At 60.7% G+C, this 15,467-nt stretch carries 13 protein-coding genes and 1 pseudogene; 10 read left to right on the top strand and 4 right to left on the bottom strand.

The genetic code is table 11. The features are described 5' to 3' along the window. The first annotated feature begins 12 nt into the window (after positions 1-12). Positions 13-1,329 (top strand): flagellar hook protein FlgE, encoded by a 1,317-nt coding sequence (flgE, locus tag ACVWZP_RS05105; RefSeq protein ID WP_411220276.1) that lies wholly within the window; start codon positions 13-15, stop codon positions 1,327-1,329. A gap of 75 nt (positions 1,330-1,404) precedes the next feature. Then, on the top strand, positions 1,405-2,190 hold the full coding sequence (gene flgG, locus ACVWZP_RS05100) for a flagellar basal-body rod protein FlgG (RefSeq protein WP_301556183.1): 786 nt from the start codon (positions 1,405-1,407) through the stop codon (positions 2,188-2,190). A 168-nt stretch (positions 2,191-2,358) separates the two neighbouring features. Here the strand turns inward: flgG and ACVWZP_RS05095 are convergent, their stop codons facing one another. Both ACVWZP_RS05095 and ACVWZP_RS05090 read right to left on the bottom strand, forming a co-directional pair. After that, positions 2,359-3,084 carry a methyl-accepting chemotaxis protein gene (locus ACVWZP_RS05095; RefSeq protein WP_457370386.1) on the bottom strand — a complete coding sequence of 242 codons (726 nt, stop codon included), beginning with the start codon at positions 3,082-3,084 and terminating at the stop codon, positions 2,359-2,361. A 132-nt stretch (positions 3,085-3,216) separates the two neighbouring features. Next, positions 3,217-3,972, bottom strand: a pseudogene (locus ACVWZP_RS05090) (MCP four helix bundle domain-containing protein); the annotation flags it as partial. 199 nt (positions 3,973-4,171) lie between these two features. On the opposite strand from ACVWZP_RS05090, the gene ACVWZP_RS05085 reads away from it, so the two are divergent. Beyond that, the gene (locus tag ACVWZP_RS05085) at positions 4,172-5,383 is read left to right on the top strand and encodes a multidrug effflux MFS transporter (RefSeq protein WP_457369455.1); all 1,212 of its coding nucleotides are present in this window, start codon (positions 4,172-4,174) and stop codon (positions 5,381-5,383) included. Positions 5,384-5,426: 43 nt separating this feature from the next. Here the strand turns inward: ACVWZP_RS05085 and ACVWZP_RS05080 are convergent, their stop codons facing one another. Both ACVWZP_RS05080 and ACVWZP_RS05075 read right to left on the bottom strand, forming a co-directional pair. Beyond that, positions 5,427-6,341: a site-specific integrase gene (locus tag ACVWZP_RS05080; RefSeq protein ID WP_017846244.1), complete on the bottom strand. Its 915-nt coding sequence runs from the start codon at positions 6,339-6,341 to the stop codon at positions 5,427-5,429. Between the two features lie 108 nt (positions 6,342-6,449). Beyond that, complete coding sequence (locus tag ACVWZP_RS05075; protein ID WP_079443863.1) at positions 6,450-7,262, bottom strand: M949_RS01915 family surface polysaccharide biosynthesis protein; 813 nt, start codon at positions 7,260-7,262, stop codon at positions 6,450-6,452. A gap of 512 nt (positions 7,263-7,774) precedes the next feature. Between ACVWZP_RS05075 and arnC the strand changes: the two genes are divergently transcribed. The 7 genes from arnC to ACVWZP_RS05040 are packed head-to-tail and all read left to right on the top strand — an operon-like array spanning position 7,775 to position 15,466. After that, positions 7,775-8,812 (top strand): undecaprenyl-phosphate 4-deoxy-4-formamido-L-arabinose transferase, encoded by a 1,038-nt coding sequence (gene arnC, locus ACVWZP_RS05070; RefSeq protein WP_457369454.1) that lies wholly within the window; start codon positions 7,775-7,777, stop codon positions 8,810-8,812. Continuing rightward, positions 8,809-10,800, top strand: a complete 1,992-nt coding sequence (gene arnA / locus ACVWZP_RS05065; protein WP_232565612.1) for a bifunctional UDP-4-amino-4-deoxy-L-arabinose formyltransferase/UDP-glucuronic acid oxidase ArnA — start codon at positions 8,809-8,811, stop codon at positions 10,798-10,800. Before arnC ends, arnA begins: the two co-directional genes overlap by 4 nt. After that, positions 10,800-11,684 carry a 4-deoxy-4-formamido-L-arabinose-phosphoundecaprenol deformylase gene (gene arnD / locus ACVWZP_RS05060; RefSeq protein ID WP_301556181.1) on the top strand — a complete coding sequence of 295 codons (885 nt, stop codon included), beginning with the start codon at positions 10,800-10,802 and terminating at the stop codon, positions 11,682-11,684. Before arnA ends, arnD begins: the two co-directional genes overlap by 1 nt. After that, entirely contained in the window at positions 11,681-13,336 is a 1,656-nt protein-coding gene (gene arnT / locus ACVWZP_RS05055) for a lipid IV(A) 4-amino-4-deoxy-L-arabinosyltransferase (protein ID WP_126585236.1), read from the top strand. The genes arnD and arnT overlap by 4 nt, the downstream gene beginning before the upstream one ends. Next, complete coding sequence (arnE, locus tag ACVWZP_RS05050; protein WP_017846250.1) at positions 13,333-13,680, top strand: 4-amino-4-deoxy-L-arabinose-phosphoundecaprenol flippase subunit ArnE; 348 nt, start codon at positions 13,333-13,335, stop codon at positions 13,678-13,680. Before arnT ends, arnE begins: the two co-directional genes overlap by 4 nt. Next, positions 13,677-14,090 carry a 4-amino-4-deoxy-L-arabinose-phosphoundecaprenol flippase subunit ArnF gene (gene arnF / locus ACVWZP_RS05045; RefSeq protein WP_457369453.1) on the top strand — a complete coding sequence of 138 codons (414 nt, stop codon included), beginning with the start codon at positions 13,677-13,679 and terminating at the stop codon, positions 14,088-14,090. The genes arnE and arnF overlap by 4 nt, the downstream gene beginning before the upstream one ends. Continuing rightward, a complete protein-coding gene (locus ACVWZP_RS05040; protein ID WP_046383496.1) occupies positions 14,087-15,466 on the top strand; it encodes a UDP-glucose dehydrogenase family protein in 1,380 nt (459 codons plus the stop codon). Before arnF ends, ACVWZP_RS05040 begins: the two co-directional genes overlap by 4 nt. The last annotated feature ends 1 nt before the right edge of the window (position 15,467 follow it).

Genomic DNA, 15,467 nt, shown 5'->3' with positions numbered 1-15,467 from the left:
TAAGGAGTGGCTATGTCTTTTAATATTGGGCTCAGCGGGCTGTTTGCGGCCAACAAACAGTTGGATGTCACTGGCAATAACATCGCCAACGTCGCCACCACCGGTTTCAAATCATCCCGTGCAGAATTTGCTGATATCTATGCGGCTGCCAAGCTGGGTACTGGACGTAACGCCATCGGTAATGGTGTGAACCTGTCCGCTGTGTCCCAGCAGTTCACTCAAGGCGATGTCAACGGCAGTGGCGGCACACTGGATATGGCGATCCAAGGCGGTGGTTTTTTTGTGCAGAAAGGCAGCGACGGCTCTCTGCAGTACACCCGTAACGGTGCCTTCAGCGCAGACAAAGATGGCTACATCACCAACAATACGGGCACCTCTCGCCTGCAAGGCTACGCCGCAGACGCCGACGGCAAGATCATCAAGGGCGGGTTGACCGACCTGCGGCTGAACCTATCGAACTTGCCGCCAAAGGCTTCCAGCAAGGTGGACTCCACCAGCAACCTGAACGCGTCTGCGCCGGCGATCAACCAAGCCATCAAGCCGTTCGACCCAACCGACACCAGCAGCTTCACGACCCAATACAGCACGACCTTGTACGACACCCAAGGCAACTCGCACGCTATGGTGCAGTACATGGTGAAGACGGACGCCAATAAATGGATGTCTTACACGCTGATCGATGGACGCAATCCAGACGGCACGGCGATCAGTGGCCCCGCCGGTGTCGCGCCCAGCGGCTCACTGTTGACATTTGATACGTCGGGCACCCTTTCGACTATTACAGTACCGCCCTCCACCACGTCCAAGACCACCCTGACGATTACCGACTGGAAGCCGGGCGCGCTGGTCAATGGCGCATGGAAAGATAACGGCGCTGCCGCCAACCCGGGTGGCGTTGCGATCAACATGGGCAACATCACACAGTACAACTCTGCCAGCTATCGCAACCCGCCGATCACCGATGGTTACGCGACGGGGCAAATTACCGGCCTGAAAATCGACGGTAGCGGTGTGATGTTCGCCACGTTCAGCAACCAACAAAGTAAAGCGATCGGCCAGCTGTCGCTGGCCAGTTTCAACAACGAGCAAGGCCTGCAGCCGGCGGGTGGCACTGCCTGGAAGGAAACCTTCGCTTCTGGCCAGCCGGGTTATGACGTCCCTCAGGCCGGAACACTGGGATCGATCGTCGCCAATGCTCTGGAGAACTCCAACGTTAACCTGACCACCGAGCTGGTGAACCTGATCAAGGCCCAGAGCAACTACCAGGCAAACGCCAAGACGATTTCGACCGAGAGCACCATCAACAAGACGTTACTCCAGATGACGTGAGGCGCGGTCGGAAGTCCATTGTTTGCTCCACCCGATAGATCCTGACCCCGCACCACCGCCGCCAAGGAGATTTGGATGCTGCCTGCACTGTATGTCGCAAAAACCGGGCTTTCTGCCCAGGACACTAACCTGACCACTATTTCCAACAACCTGGCGAACGTCTCGACTACCGGCTTCAAACGTGATCGCGCCGAGTTTCAAGACCTTGTCTATCAGATCAAACGACAGCCAGGCGCACAGTCAACCCAGAACAGTGCACTGCCCTCTGGCCTGCAACTAGGCACCGGGGTGCATGTCGTCGGCACCCAGAAAAACTTCTCTGCCGGCAGCCTGCAAACGACCGGTCAACCTCTGGACCTGGCGCTGAACGGCCGTGGTTTTTTCCAGATACTGCAACCCGATGGCAGCCTTTCCTACACGAGGGACGGCACGTTCCACTTAAATGCAAACGGTCAGATCGTCACCGCGAATGGGTTCGCCCTGGAACCGGCGATCGTTGTCCCCAACAACGCCCAGACATTCACCGTGGGCCAGGACGGGACTGTATCGATCGCTGTCGCCGGCAGCCCTGCCTCGCAGGTGATTGGCAATCTGCAGATAGCCGATTTCATTAATCCGGCAGGCTTGCAAGCACAAGGCGCCAACCTCTTTCTGGAAACCGCCGCCAGCGGGGCTCCTCAAGTAGGCACTCCAGGAGTCAATGGTATCGGCACAACATTGCAGAGCACCTTGGAAACCTCAAACGTGAGTACCGTTGAAGAGATGGTCAACATGATCACCACTCAACGAGCCTATGAAATGAACTCCAAAGTTGTCTCTACCGCAAAAGAGATGCTAGGCAACCTTACAAAGAGTCTTTGATTGAGTAACGAGACAGCACCGATTCAATGCTGCCATGACGACTGTCACGATCGTATATCCCTAGCCGCCAGCCTACCAAACAGCCAAACCTCATCCCTCAGCCATCACGAATTGCCGATGGCTGCTGGCGTTAGGATTGAGTCGAGTTGTCTAAATCAGCGGTGATGCTCAGAGCCGAAATCGATCCACCGACTGCGACAATTTCCCCGCCAACGCAGACAACTCGTCCGTCGTCGAGGCCGTCGTGCCGATCACCTGGCTGTTGCGCTGCGACATGCTGGCAATCATCTCCACTTGATGGGCAATTTCGTTACTGGCCAGGCTTTGCTCGCTGATGGTGCGGGAGATGTCGTTGACCAACTCGGTGGTGTTGAGGGTGGCCTGGAGAATCTCGCGGATGGCGCGCTCGACTTCGGCGGTCACGGCCATGCCTTTGTCCACTTGTGTGACGCCCTCCTCCATGCTGGTCACCGCTTCGCGGGTGTTTTGCTGGATACGGCCGACCATGCTGGCAATTTCCTGGGTCGAGGCGCTGGTGCGTCCGGCCAGGCTGCGCACTTCATCGGCGACTACCGCAAAACCGCGCCCCTGTTCACCGGCGCGGGCGGCTTCGATCGCGGCATTCAGGGCCAGCAGATTGGTTTGATCGGCAATGCCCTTGATGACCTGGATAATGCTGAAGATTGCCTCGGACTCCTTGTCCAGCGTGCGGATGACGTGAGCCGACTGCTGCGCCGAACGGGCAATGCCGGCCATGTCACTGACCACTTGGTGGATCACCCGACCGCCGTCCTTGGCCAAGGCTTCCGCGTGGTTGGCCATGTTCAGTGCGCGCGCCGCATGTTGGGTGATTTCCTCGATACTGGCGGTCATTTCACTGGCCGCCGCCGCCATGGTGCTGGCGGCGCTACTTTGCTGCTGACTGCTGCCCGCCACCTCATGGCAACCCTGGCTCAGTTGCTCGCTCATGCCATTGACGCCATGGGCATTGCTGCGCACCACTTCGATCATGCCGCGCAGGTCCCGCTGCATGGTGCCGAGGCTGCGTATCAGCGCGCTGGCCTCGTCCTTGCGCTGGGGCTCGACAATCGGTTCGCTCAAATTGCCACGGGCGATGCTGTCGGCGATGCGGCTCGCGGCCTGCAACGGCCCCATGATGCTCCGGGTAACCCAGCGGCCCTGCGCCAGGAGCAGCAGCAGGCTCGCAATCAACACCACGCCCAAGGTGAAGTTGGCGTTGCTGATGGTTTGTCGGGTGCCGATGCTGGTTTGCTGCGTATTGTTTTCGATCAGCTCGCTGAGGCTCGCCATCTGACCTTCCAACTGGCTGAAGGCTGTATTGAAGGTCTCCAGTTCGCCGCGAGCGGCCTCCGGGTTGTCCAGCGCGAGTGCCACAATGCGTTCAGCGGCGCTGATATAGGTATCCAGGCTGGGTTTGATTTTTTCCAGGCTGGTCTTGAGCGTGTCGCCCAGCGGCAGCTTGAGGTTGTCCTCCAGCACCTGGCGAAAGTGCTCGGCATGCTCCTTGAGCGAGTTGCCGACCTCGGCCTTGGTGCTGGTGCTTTTACCCAACCCGACCAACATCGCCGACAACACATCGGCGCGCAGGGCGTCGTGCATCATGTCGGCTTCCATGTGGTTGCGCAGCACCGTCATGCTGATCTCGTTATCCTGCACGGCATCGGCCATCCGGACGTTTCCCAGGTAACCGGCCAGGCTCATGATCAAAGCGGTGAGCAACCCGGTCGCAATCAATAGCCACAAGCGTAATTTGATCGTCATGCTGGTCATCCCCGTAGCCTGGACAGCCGGTTGGGAACCCAACCGCTAGAGCGTCACTGATACTGTTATCGGCATAGGCTCCCTGTTATTGAAGCTCAATTGCGCAGATCTGCGCAGATAAACTCAAAGCCTTCCCCGCCTTGTTTGCGCGGGGGCGGTTCTTTAAGCTGACCGACCTTTGCTTCACCCGGAACTGCCCATGCCTAAACGTATCGCCCGCCTTGCTTTGCTGCTAGGTCTGATCACGGCCGTCGGCCCCTTTGCCATCGATATCTACCTGCCGGCGCTGCCGACCCTGGGCGCCAGCCTGCAGGCCTCGCCGGCAGCGGTGCAGATGAGCCTCACGGTGTTCTTCATGATCATCGGCGTCTGCCAGCTGTTTTATGGCCCGATCAGTGATGTGTTCGGGCGCAAGCCGCCGATCTATGCCGGGTTGGTGATCTTCGCCGTGGGCAGTATCGGCTGCGCCCTGGCGCCAAGCATCGAAGTGCTGATTGGTTTTCGCGCCGTGCAGGCGTTCGGCGCATGCGCGGGGATGGTGATTCCGCGGGCGATTGTGCGTGACCTGTATACCGGCCATGAAGCGGCACGCCTGATGGCTTTGCTGATGTTGGTGATGAGTGTGTCGCCGATCCTCGCGCCATTGGCCGGTAGCCTGGTGATTGCGCTCTGGAGTTGGCGCGAGGTGTTTGCCGTGCTGGCGGTGGTGGCCGTGTTGTGCCTGGGCATGACCATCGTGCAATTGCCTGAAACCCACCCCGCCGAGCGCAGACTGGGCAAGACCCTGGGGCATGCATTCAGCAGTTATGGGGCGTTGTTGCGCGACCCGGTGTTCATCGGTTTATCGGTGGTGTGCGGGTTCGGCCTGGCAACGTTCTTTGTGTTTATCGGCAGCGCGCCGTTCGTATACATCGAGCACTTCGGGTTGACCCCGACCCAATTCAGCCTTTGCTTTGCGCTGAACGCGGCGTCATTTTTTGCCATGAGTCAACTCACCGCCCGCCTGAGCGCACGCTTCGGGCTGGCACCGCTGATTCGCTGGTCGGTGGTGGGCGTGGCGGCGGTCATGGCGGTGTTGGCCGCCACCACGCTGTGGGGCAGTCACCTGGCCTTGATGATGACACTGCTGTTTATCGGTTTCGGCTTTCTCGGTTTGCTGTTACCGGCGGCCGGTGTGTTGTCCCTGGAGGATCATGGCGCGGTGGCGGGTTCCGCGTCGGCACTGCTCGGCGCGATCCAGATGATCACGGCCGCGGTCTCCATGACCCTGGTGGGAATCTTCGCCGATCACACCCCGGCGCCGATGTTGATTGGCATCGCCCTGTGTGCGGTCGCGGCAATGTTCACCACGTTGTGGACCTTGCGCCGTTTACCGGCGCACTTGCTGCCCGGCGCTCCGCCTTCCTCCTGAGCCATGCCCGAGGATGGAACGCGGCGACCGCGCTCGCCGGCGGCTACAGGTCAAACCGATCCACCGCGCGCCGGCGCTCATTGTCGTCGCGCATGTCATAGCTGGCGGTGGTCTGGATATTGGTGTGGTGCGCAAGTTTTTGTGCAATCGACAGATCATGTTCCTCGATCACCCGCGTGATGAAAGACCGCCGGAAATCATGGGGCATGATCGTCACCCCGACTTGCTGACCGCGCTGGCGGGCGATGTAGTAAATCGCATGCTTGGTGATGCGTTCGCGGGTGATGTGGCTGCCCCGGCGAATGCGGTTGAACAGGAACGCATCGTCTGGCTCGCCTTCCTTGAGCTGTTCGCGCCGGAATTCGAGCCAGGCCTGTAATTTGGCAAAGGCCCAGCCCGGCGCGTACTTGATCAGTTCCTTGTTGCCCTTGCCGATCACGCGCAGGCTGCGCTCGCCAAAGTTGATCTGCGCCAGGTCGAGGTTGACCGACTCCGACTTGCGCATGCCTGAGCCATACAAGATGCCGATCACTGCAGCATCGCGCAGGCCCTGGGGGCGCGGATCGGCAGCGCACACATCCATCATTTCGCGGATCAACGTGCGACGCAGATTGCGCCCCTGGCTCAGGCGTGTACCGGGCGCAGCCTTGACCGTGCGGATTTTCAGCAGGTGTTCCTGGCTGATCAGGCTCATGCGCCAGGCTTCGTTCATGACCCCGCGCACAGCGTTGACATACAGCGATGAGGTATTGGGCGCGTAGCCGTCCTCGCGCAAGGCCGCAACCAGCGCGATCACCTGTTCGGGTTGCAGCAGGTGCCAGTCGATCTCCTCAAGGTTGATGTCCTCGAAGCCCAGGCGGTCGGCGGCATCCTGCAGCACGTAACGCATGGTCAGTTGGCTGGAGGGCGCCAGGCGGGTGAGGTAGAGGGTCAGAGGGTTGCGGATAGACTCAGTCAAGGTAGATCAGCCTTTGGATTAAATACCTCGAGTAACCAATTGTTTATTCTAGGTATTTATTGAATTGGCGACGGCCGAGTCTAACGCACGATCGGCCCTGGCGCCAAATCACGGGGCGGTCTCTTCGTCCTCGGTCGGCTCCTGGGAGGGGGTCTGCGCCTGGCCCCATTCAGCATCCTGTTTCTGCATCAGCGCGAACCAGTGCTGACGCATGAACGTCAGGTAGGCCTCCGGCGCCTTGGCAAAGTCTTTCTCGTCGCTGTAGCAACCCGGCAAAGGCAACTCGGTGCCCTGCTCCTTGTACTGGCTGACCAACGCTTGTTGCCCGGCAACGCTGCAATCCCTGGGCAGCGGCATGCCACGCAGTGCCCCGGCCTCTTCGTCCCACCAGGCGGCGCCGACCCGGTCGACCCCGCGCAGGCGGTACTTCTGCGCCTTGCCGACATGCATGATCAGTTTGAATTCATTAGGGCTGACATCACTGGTGCAGGTGCGCGTGTAACCCACCGTAGCCTGGGTGGTGCCGTCGCCGGCAAGGTCGGTGACTTTGGTCGCCGCCATGTCGAAGCGCAGCGCGGCATCGAATTCACAGTGCTGCACGTCGTCGTAGAGCATCCACATGCGCTTGGGGCGGTCACCGTCGATCAGATACTGGGCCGCGTAGACAAACGCCGACTGGGTGCCGTCATCCTCGCGTTCGCTGATTTGCTCGGCCAACACCAGCAGGTTCTTGCCCTGGCGGTCGTCCCAGGTGTAGGCGGCAACTTCCTTGCCGCGCACTTCAACCCCTTCCGGCAGTTGGACCACCGTGGTCAGCGCCACTGCGTCATCGGCGCATGCGGTGGTGACGCAGGCTGCGCTCATCAACAATCCCATCAACACCGGCCGCCATTGGCCGCCTAAACGCTGCACGCTATTCATCCGAGTACCCTGGCAAGAGATGGCTTACTTTACCGGCACTTGAGGCGCAATGCAGAGAAGATTCTTCAATAAACACACGTAGCAGACACTGCCGCCACGCACCACGCAGATCCGCGCCTACTCAGTGGAGCCCGGCGCCATGTAAAACGTTCCTATTACGCTAAATAAACAACGCCCTCAGTGCCTTAGTTGTGTAGCTGAACCCTAGCTGTCTACCTGTCAAATAAACGAGTTTTTCATACGGCTTTCATATTCGTTGAACATTTTTACGCTTAATCTTGGCCGCAGGACTTGAGAACGAACCGCACTGTGCCGAGTAACTTGTTGATTCGTCTTTATCTTTGTAATTTTTGATCTTTACTCTCGGCGGCACATGGAAGATCTCAATAACCCATCAGGATGGTCGGATGAACACACCAACTCCACAGCAGGTTCAACCAGACACCCGCCTTTTCGGCCAGTGACTGTTGTCTTTACGCTCCAAGTTGCTCAAACCCCGAGGTCATGAATCTTTGAAACCCTACCCTATTCATTGTGTGTCGATCGTCATCCCGGTCTACAACGAACAAGAAAGCCTGCCTGAATTGCTGCGTCGCACGACGGCAGCCTGCAAGCAACTGGCCTACGAATACGAAATCATCCTGGTGGATGACGGTAGCCGCGACAAATCCGCCCAATTGCTCGAAGACGCCGCCGCCGAAGACGGCAGCAATGTGGTCGCGGTGATCCTCAATCGCAACTATGGTCAGCATGCGGCAATCATGGCCGGTTTCGAGCAGTGCCGGGGCGATGTGGTGATTACCCTCGACGCCGACCTGCAGAACCCGCCGGAAGAAATCCCGCGCCTGGTGGAACAAGCCGCGCTGGGCTACGACGTGGTTGCCACCGTGCGCAACAACCGCCAGGACTCGGCCTTCCGCCGCTGGCCGTCGCGCCTGATCAACCTGGCCGTGCAGCGTTCGACCGGCGTTGCCATGAGTGACTACGGCTGCATGCTGCGCGCGTACCGCCGCACCATCGTCGACGCCATGCTCTCCTGCCGCGAACGCAGCACGTTTATTCCGATCCTGGCCAACGGTTTTGCCCGTCACACGACTGAAATCCTCGTACACCATGCTGAGCGCGAACACGGCGAATCCAAATACAGCGCCATGCGCCTGATCAGCCTGATGTTCGACCTGCTGACCTGCATGACCACCACCCCGCTGCGCCTGCTGTCCATCGTCGGCTTCAGCCTGGCGGGCCTGGGCGTGCTGTTCGCCGTTGCGCTGATCGTCCTGCGCCTGGCCTTCGGCGCCCAATGGGCCGGCGGCGGTACGTTCGTGCTGTTCGCGGTGCTGTTCGTGTTCACCGGCGGCCAGTTCATCGGCATGGGCCTCTTGGGTGAATACCTGGGCCGCATGTACAGCGATGTGCGCGCCCGCCCTCGGTTCTTTATTGAAAAAGTGCTGCGCAACCAACCGGCAGCACCGGCACCCGTGGTCGTCGTTGACGGCATGGTGTCCTCCCATACCACCACTACTTCCCCTTCCGATCAGGTTTCGTCATGAATTCAAAAGCTGTTGTCTTCGCTTACCACGATATTGGCTGTGCTGGCATTGAAGCCCTGCTGACTGCCGGTTACGACATTGCTGCCGTGTTCACCCATGCCGATGACCCCAAGGAAAACAATTTCTACGGTTCCGTCGCGCAACTGTGCGCCCGCAAAGGCATCCCGGTGCATGCACCGGAAGACGCCAACCACCCGCTGTGGATCGAGCGCATCGCCAAGCTCAACCCGGATTTCATCTTCTCCTTCTACTACCGCAACCTGCTGAGCGAACCCCTGCTGGCCACCGCCCGCAAAGGCGCGTTCAACCTGCACGGCTCGCTGCTGCCGAAATACCGTGGCCGCGCGCCCGCCAACTGGGTGCTGGTCAAGGGCGAAACCGAAACCGGCGTGACCCTGCACCGCATGGTCAAGCGTGCCGATGCCGGCGCGATCCTGGCCCAGCAGAAAGTCGCGATCGAGCGTTCTGACACCGGCCTGACCCTGCACGCCAAACTGCGTGACGCCGCCAGCAGCCTGCTGCGCGACGCCTTGCCGCAACTGGCCGCGGGCAAACTGGCGGAAACCGCCCAGGACGAAAGCAAGGCCACTTATTTCGGCCGCCGCACTCCAGCGGATGGCAAGTTGGAATGGCAAAAACCGGCTGAAGAACTGTTCAACCTGGTACGCGCCGTGACGCAACCGTACCCGGGCGCTTTCTGCGCCGTGGGCGAGCACAAGCTGATCGTGTGGCAAGCCGAAGTGGTCCAGGGCAACGAAGGCCTGGCGCCTGGCCGCGTGATCAGCGTCAACCCGCTGCGCATCGCGTGCGGTGAAGACTCGCTGGTGATCAAGTTCGGTCAGCGCAACGACAACGGTCTGTACCTGACCGGCCCGTCCCTGGCCAACGAATTGGGCCTGGTAGACGGTTCCGTCCTGCGCGGCGCCGAGTCCGGCCGCAAGCCACGTCGCACCCGTGTGCTGATCCTGGGCGTGAACGGCTTTATCGGTAACCACCTGTCCGAACGCCTGCTGCGTGACGACCGTTACGAAGTCTACGGCCTGGACATCGGCTCCGACGCCATCGAGCGCCTGCGCAGCCACCCGAACTTCCATTACGTGGAAGGCGATATCAGCATCCACACCGAGTGGATCGAGTACCACATCAAGAAGTGCGACGTGGTCCTGCCGCTGGTGGCCATCGCCACCCCGATCGAATATACCCGCAACCCGCTGCGCGTGTTCGAGCTGGACTTCGAAGAGAACCTCAAGCTGGTGCGCTACTGCGTCAAGTACAACAAGCGCGTGATCTTCCCGTCGACTTCTGAAGTCTATGGCATGTGCCAGGACCAGTACTTCGACGAAGACACCTCCAACCTGGTGGTCGGCCCGGTCAACAAGCAACGCTGGATCTACTCGGTCTCCAAGCAACTGCTGGACCGCGTGATCTGGGCCTACGGCGCCAAGGGCCTGAAGTTCACCCTGTTCCGTCCATTCAACTGGATGGGCCCGCGTCTGGACCGCCTGGACTCGGCACGTATCGGCAGCTCCCGTGCGATCACCCAGTTGATCCTGAACCTGGTGGAAGGTACGCCGATCCGCCTGTTCGACGGTGGCGAGCAGAAACGCTGCTTCACCGACATCGCCGACGGCATCGAAGCCCTGGCGCGCATCATCGATAACGACAACGATGCGTGCAACGGCCAGATCATCAACATTGGCAACCCGGAAAACGAAGCAAGCATCCGCCAGTTGGGCGAAGAACTGCTGCGTCAGTTCGAAGCTCACCCGCTGCGCAGCAACTTCCCGCCGTTCGCCGGTTTCCGCGACGTGGAAAGCAAGGCGTTCTACGGCACCGGTTACCAGGACGTGGCCCACCGCAAACCAAGCATCGAAAACGCCAAGCGCCTGCTGAACTGGGAGCCGACCGTGGAGATGAGCGAAACCATCGGCAACACCCTGGATTTCTTCCTGCGTGAAGCCATGCTCGAAATCTCGGACAAGCGCTGATGCAGGCAGGTCTTCGCATTGATGTCGACACCTACCGCGGCACCCGCGAAGGCGTGCCACGGTTGCTCGAGTCCCTGGATGAAGCCGGGGTAAAAGCAACGTTCTTCTTCAGTGTCGGGCCGGACAATATGGGGCGCCACTTGTGGCGCCTGATCCGCCCGCAATTTCTGTGGAAGATGCTGCGTTCCAACGCCGCCGGCCTGTATGGCTGGGATATCTTGCTCGCCGGCACCGCCTGGCCGGGCAAGCCGATCGGCCGCGACCTGGGGCACTTGATGCGCCAGGCCAAGGCCGCCGGGCATGAAGTCGGCCTGCACGCCTGGGATCACCATGGCTGGCAGGCCAACGCCGGACGTTGGAGCGACGCACAGTTGATCGAGCAGGTCCGACGCGGTGTGGACACCTTGAGCGAAATCCTCGGTGAACGTATCGACTGTTCAGCGGCCGCCGGTTGGCGCGCCGATGAACGCGTGGTGCAAGCCAAGCAAGCCTTCAACTTTCGCTACAACAGCGATTGCCGGGGCACCAGTCTGTTTCGTCCGACCCTGGCCGATGGCAGCGCGGGCACCCCACAGATTCCGGTAGACCTGCCGACCTTCGACGAAGTCGTCGGGCCGGTGGTGGCTGCCAAGGATTTCAACGGGTTCATTCTCGACCGCTTCGCAGAGTCGAAGCTGAACGTCTACACGATCCACGCAGAAGTAGAAGGGATTCTGATGGCCAACGATTTTCGCCAGTTGCTCGCCCAGGCAGGGCAGCGCGGCATCCATTTCAAACCGCTGGGCGATCTGCTCCCGGCGGACGTCTCCACCCTGCCCCAGCAACAACTGGTGCGCGGCGCCCTGAGCGGCCGTGAGGGTTGGCTCGGAGTGCAGCAGGCATGATCCGCCGTTGGGCGCTGCCCCTGCTGCTGTTGGCATTCGGCGCATTTTATCTGTTACCCCTGGCCACCCATGGCCTGTGGATTCCGGATGAAACCCGCTATGCGCAGATCAGCCAGGAAATGCTGCTGACCGGCAAATGGGCGTCGCCGCATTTCATGGGCATTCGTTATTTCGAAAAACCGGCTGCCGGTTACTGGATGATCGCGCTGGGCCAGGCGATCTTCGGGCAAAACCTGTTCGGCGTGCGCTTTGCGTCGGCCTTGAGCACCGGGCTCAGCATTCTGCTGGTGTACTGGGTGTCGCGCCGGTTGTGGAATGACCCGCACAAGAGCCTGGTCAGCACAGTGCTGTACATGAGCTTTTTCAGCGTCGTGGCGCTGGGCGGTTATGCCAACCTGGACCCGCAGTTCACCTTCTGGGTCAACCTGACCGGCGTGGCGCTGTGGTTTTGCTTCGACAGCACCACCCGCAACGGTCGCGTCGGGTCCTGGGCGCTGCTTGGGGTTGCCTGTGGCATGGGTTTCATGACCAAAGGCTTCCTCGCCTGGCTGCTGCCGGTGCTGATCGCCCTGCCCTACGCGATCTGGCAGAAGCGCTTGCGCGAGCTGCTCGGTTACGGCCTGGTCGCCGTCGCCGTGGCGATTGTCATCAGCCTGCCCTGGGCGCTTGCGGTGCAGAGCCAGGAGCCGGATTTCTGGAACTTCTTCTTTTGGCATGAGCATATCCAACGCTTTGCCGGCGCAGACGCGCAGCACGCCGAGCCATTCTGGTACTACCTGCCGCTGCTGGTCGCATTCAGCCTGCCGTGGCTGGCGCTGTTGCCGTCCACCGTCAAGCAGGCCTGGCAGCAGAAGCGCGCGCCCGGCACCGCATTCCTGCTGTTGTGGCTGCTGATGCCGCTGGCACTGTTCAGCCTGGCCAAAGGCAAGCTGCCGTCCTACATCATGCCGTGCCTGCTGCCGCTGGCGTTGCTCATGGGGAACGCGCTCACCGACAAACTGGCCCAGGCCCGTGACCGTGCCTTGCGCATCAACGGCTGGCTGAACCTGATCCTCGGTGTCGTGGCCTTGCTCGCGCTGACGTGGTTCCAACTGAAAAAACCGCTGTACGAACACGGCCAGGAAACCCTCAGCCTGGTGCTGGTATTCACCGGCCTGTTCGGCTGGATCATCGCCAACCTGTTGCAGGTTGCACGCCCACTGAAACTGTGGGCCGCACCGGCGCTGGGCAGCTGGTTGCTGTTGGCATTGGCCCCGGCCGCACTGCCCCATTCGGTGGTGTACAACAAGACGCCGGATCAATTCATCATCGACCACCTGCAGGAACTGCAACCGACATCCGCCCTGCTCAGCAATGACCTCGGCGCGGCATCGGCCTTGGCCTGGCGCCTGCAACGCACCGACATCACCCTCTATAACACCATCGGCGAAGTGAAATACGGCCTCGCCTACCCGGACGCCGCCCAGCGCAAGGTCGACATGACCCAGGTCCAGCAATGGATGAACGAGGCCCGCCGGCAAGGCTCTGTGGGCGTGGTGATGCGCGTCAAGGGTGACGAGGAGATCGCCGAAGTGAACCTGCTGCCCCCGGATGGCAAGCGCTATGAGCAAGGCAATATCGTGATCCTGATTTTCCCGCAGGTTGCGCCATGATCACCCTGTTCCTGTTATTGGCCGCCTGCCTGCTCACTTGCATGGGCCAGGTCGCTCAGAAGTTCGCCGTGGAAAGCTGGCGCGACCAGCCTGACGGTTGGGCCCTGAAACTGCGCTCAGCCTGGTTGTGGGCCGCGCTGTTGTGCCTGGGTTTTGGCCTGTTGGTCTGGTTGCTGGTGCTGCAGCGCCTCGAAGTCGGGATTGCCTACCCGATGCTCAGCCTCAATTTCGTCTTGGTCACGTTAATGGCGCGCTTCGTATTCAAGGAGCACATCGACACTCGGCATTGGCTGGGCGTGGCGCTGGTGATTGCCGGCGTCGTGCTGCTGGGGCGCCAGGTATGAGCCGGGCTCGCGGGTTTGCCTTCGCCCTGGGCAGTGTCGGCCTGGTCAGCGCCGCCCAGTTGGGGATGCGCTGGAGCATGACGCGCCTGCCCCTGCCGGACGAATGGCTCGGCGCATTCAGCAGCAACACCATCGACCTGTGCGCCCTCGGCGTGGTGAGCCTGGCAATCCTCGCTTATGCGCTGTCGATGCTGTGCTGGCTCTGTGCGCTCAAAGATTTGCCCCTGGGCCGCGCCTATTCGCTGCTCAGCATCAGCTACGCGCTGGTCTACCTGTTGGCCGCCAGCCTGCCGGTGTTCAACGAACATTTTTCGCTTTCAAAAACCCTGGGGGTGGCCTTGGTCATCCTCGGTGTACTGGTTATTAACTCTCGTCGTGCTAGCACAGCAAGCCCCAGGAATGCCCCATGAAAATCAGTGTATTTGGTAGTGGTTACGTCGGTCTGGTACAGGCCACTGTATTGGCCGAAGTCGGTCACGATGTCATCTGCATGGACGTTGATCAACACAAGGTCAGGCAATTGCAGCAGGGCCATGTGAGCATTTTCGAGCCAGGGTTGGCGGCGATGGTCAAGGAGAACCTTGAAAGCGGACGACTGAGCTTCACCTTCGATGAAAAGCTCGCCGTCGAACATGGCGAAGTGCTGTTTATCGCGGTAGGTACGCCGTCGGATGAAGACGGTTCGGCGGACTTGAAATACGTGCTGTCGGTCGGCGATGCAGTTGCCCGCCATCGCGTTGAGCCGGTGATCCTCGTGGAAAAATCCACTGTACCCGTCGGCACCGGCGACACCTTGCGCGCCCATATCGAAAAGGCCCTGCACGGGACCGGCCGGCACCTGGAGTTCGATATCGTCTCCAACCCGGAATTCCTCAAGGAAGGTTCGGCGGTTGCCGACTGCCGTCGCCCGGACCGCATCATCATCGGCTGCGAGCGTGAAGAAGTGCGCGAAGTCATGCGCGACCTGTACGCGCCCTTCAACCGCAACCACGATCGCATCATCTTCATGGACCTGCGCAGCGCCGAACTGACCAAGTACGCCGCCAACTGCATGCTGGCCACCAAGATCAGCTTCATCAACCAGATCGCCGAACTGGCCGAACACCTGGGGGCGGACATCGAAGCGATACGCCTGGGCATCGGCGCCGACTCGCGCATCGGCTATCACTTCATCTACCCAGGCTGCGGCTACGGCGGCTCGTGCTTCCCCAAGGACATGCGCGCGCTGATCCACAGCGCCAAGCAGGCCCATTGCTCGAGCGACCTGCTCGAAGCCGTCGAAGCGATCAACCAGCGCCAGAAGAGCAAGCTGTTTGAGCGCATCAACGCCTTCTTCAAGGGCGACCTGCGCGGCAAGACCTTCGCCCTGTGGGGCCTGGCCTTCAAGCCCAACACCGACGACATGCGCGATGCCCCGAGCCGCGTGTTGATGGAAGCGCTGTGGGCAGCCGGCGCCAATGTGCGCGCGTTTGACCCGGAAGCCATGCAGGAAACCCTGCGGATCTACGGCGACGACCCACGGCTGATGCTGATGGGCACTCCGGAATCCACCCTGAGCGGCGCCGATGCGCTGATCATCTGCACGGAATGGCAGCAGTTCAAGGCACCGGACTTCGACCTGATCCACCAACGCCTGAACACTCCGGTGATCTTCGATGGGCGCAACCTGTACGACGGCGAGCGCCTGGCGCGCAAAGGCTTCCAGTACTTCCCGATGGGCCGTGGCGACTCCTGCCAGTTGCCGATTCCCCAGCAACAGTGGGTGCCGCAAGCAGGGGAAGCCTGAC

It is taken from the genome of Pseudomonas sp. TE36184, assembly GCF_054060055.1.
The sequence above is the reverse complement of the archived record's forward strand: the minus strand, read 5'-3'. Positions and strand labels throughout refer to the sequence as shown.

Coding starts and splice junctions, on each gene's coding strand:
- arnD (WP_301556181.1), top strand. CDS start 10,800: ATGCAGGCAGGTCTTCGCATTGATGTCGACACCTACCGCGGCACCCGC.
- ACVWZP_RS05095 (WP_457370386.1), bottom strand. CDS start 3,084: ATGGCGGCGGCGGCCAGTGAAATGACCGCCAGTATCGAGGAAATCACC.
- arnT (WP_126585236.1), top strand. CDS start 11,681: ATGATCCGCCGTTGGGCGCTGCCCCTGCTGCTGTTGGCATTCGGCGCA.
- ACVWZP_RS05040 (WP_046383496.1), top strand. CDS start 14,087: ATGAAAATCAGTGTATTTGGTAGTGGTTACGTCGGTCTGGTACAGGCC.
- flgE (WP_411220276.1), top strand. CDS start 13: ATGTCTTTTAATATTGGGCTCAGCGGGCTGTTTGCGGCCAACAAACAG.
- arnA (WP_232565612.1), top strand. CDS start 8,809: ATGAATTCAAAAGCTGTTGTCTTCGCTTACCACGATATTGGCTGTGCT.
- ACVWZP_RS05075 (WP_079443863.1), bottom strand. CDS start 7,262: ATGAATAGCGTGCAGCGTTTAGGCGGCCAATGGCGGCCGGTGTTGATG.
- arnE (WP_017846250.1), top strand. CDS start 13,333: ATGATCACCCTGTTCCTGTTATTGGCCGCCTGCCTGCTCACTTGCATG.
- ACVWZP_RS05085 (WP_457369455.1), top strand. CDS start 4,172: ATGCCTAAACGTATCGCCCGCCTTGCTTTGCTGCTAGGTCTGATCACG.
- arnF (WP_457369453.1), top strand. CDS start 13,677: ATGAGCCGGGCTCGCGGGTTTGCCTTCGCCCTGGGCAGTGTCGGCCTG.
- flgG (WP_301556183.1), top strand. CDS start 1,405: ATGCTGCCTGCACTGTATGTCGCAAAAACCGGGCTTTCTGCCCAGGAC.